Raw genomic sequence first — 2,027 nt, 5'->3', positions numbered from 1 at the left:
ACCGAGTAAGGGGGATTACCAAAGATAACTTTGATGTTCAGATTTTTCTGGTGTTCTAAATATTCACTGTTTTCTTTGAGTATACCGTCTATCAAGTTTTTTTCTTTAAGCGTTTGAAACGTATCAGCCAAACCAATATGCTTGAAAGGGATATACTCACCTTTCATAAGACTATGATAGGTCGATTCAATGTTAATCGCTGCTATGTAATAGGCAAGCAAAACAATCTCATTGGCATGAATATCATGACGGAATTTATATTCCATATCCTCTGGTTTGATGAGATTGGATTGTAATAGCCGTGTGATAAAGGTCCCCGTTCCAGTGAAAGGGTCAAGAATAGAAACGCCTCGAGAACTTAAGCTTTGTCCAAACTCTTGCTCTAAAACATCATTGACGGAATGTAAGATAAAATCAACTATTTCAATAGGCGTATAAACAATCCCAAGTTTATCTGTTGTCTTTTTGAATGCCTTGGTAAAAAAATCTTCGTAAAGTTTGATAATAAGATTCTGTTTTGCTCGCGTTTCAATAATACCCTCTGTATCATCCTTTACACTTTGATAAAACTTTTCAAGATCTTTGGCTTCGTCTTTGATATTCATCTTATCAAGTTCTCTTAAGATCTTTTCCATGGCTTGTGAAATGGCATTGTTTTGCACAAACTCATTTCCATCAAACAAGGATTCAAAAATAGGACGTGTCACAAGGTGTTGCGCCAACATCTCAAGTGCATCCTCTTGCTCGATACTGTCATTTAAACCGTTCTTTAATTCTTTATGAAAGGCATGAAAGGCGCGATAAGCTTCACTCTTTTTATCAGCGAGTATGCTTTTAAGACGGATAATATGATTTTGTGCAATTGCAGCCACATTGCCTGCCCATTTTTCCCATTGATTAGGCTCTCCACATTTTTTGACAATGATGGGCTTAATAGCACGCGATAATTCATCAACATAAAACTCGAATTCTTTTTGTCCTCCATACCTATGAGAATTTTCACTTGCTACTGAACCAATATGAAGCCCAGCACTTTCCGATTTCGCGTGGAAAGAGAGTTCGTCAACAACTGCGGTCATTGCTTGTAAAGCAGGGTCAAAAGTGACCCCTACAATCTCAAACACATGACGAACATCTTGGTCCAGCTCTAAGGCTTTTATTTTGTTTTTAAAGTTGTCATCATGAGCACGCAAAGCATTGAGAACTTGCCAGATGACATCATACTTTGTATTGTTTTCTAAAGCCTGTTGTGGTGGAATATTAAAGGGAATACCAACGGGTAAAATAATGTAGCCTGTTGTTTTACCTTCTGCGCGGCGCATCACACGCCCCACAGCCTGTATCACATCCACATGACTTTTACGCGGGTGTAAAAACATAACCGCATCAAGAGCAGGGACATCCACCCCTTCAGAGAGACAGCGGACATTGGTTAATACACGGCAGTTATTCTCATCTGTATCTTCTTTAAGCCAATCAAGTAATTTATTACGTTTTTTGCCATTAAAGGTTCCATCAATATGTTCAATCTCAAAATTAAGGGAGGTTTTACTTTCCGGCACAAATTTATGATATTCATCAATGGCGTCATTGAATAGTTCGCTAACTAGTTGAGACGTATTGATATTTTTACAAAAAGCCAGAGAACGACGCATAGGTTTTATGCCATCTTCTTCTTTCTTTTCTATTTGGGAAAGTGCTTTGTAGCAGCCAATGATTTTGGTTGTATCATCAAGAATAAGTTCGGAATTTTTATCTTTAAGCCGCTTCTGAATCGTTGCATTGATAATTGCTTCATCAACAGCTAAGACGATAACTTTATAAGATGTTAAAAGCTTATCTTTTAGAGCTTTTGAAAAAGTATAAGTGTAAAGATTTTTCCCATAGAGCTCTTCATCATCCATGGACGCTAGAACGGCATCAGATGCGTCAGCCTTTTTTTTCAGCTTGTCGGTAAAGATCTTGGGCGTTGCTGTCATATACAGCCGTTTTTTACCTCGAATGATGCTGTTATCATGAACCTTGAT

Annotated in this window: 1 protein-coding gene; it reads right to left on the bottom strand. The window is 37.8% G+C overall.

Annotated elements, in window-relative coordinates:
• Positions 1-2,027, bottom strand: a 2,027-nt coding sequence (locus tag ACFIJP_RS08830; RefSeq protein ID WP_375627027.1) for a helicase-related protein, incomplete at both ends; no start/stop codon positions are given.

Origin of the sequence: Bartonella sp. MU37NMGALS (assembly GCF_042194015.1) — a bacterium.
GTDB lineage: Bacteria > Pseudomonadota > Alphaproteobacteria > Rhizobiales > Rhizobiaceae > Bartonella > Bartonella grahamii.
The sequence above is the reverse complement of the archived record's forward strand: the minus strand, read 5'-3'. Positions and strand labels throughout refer to the sequence as shown.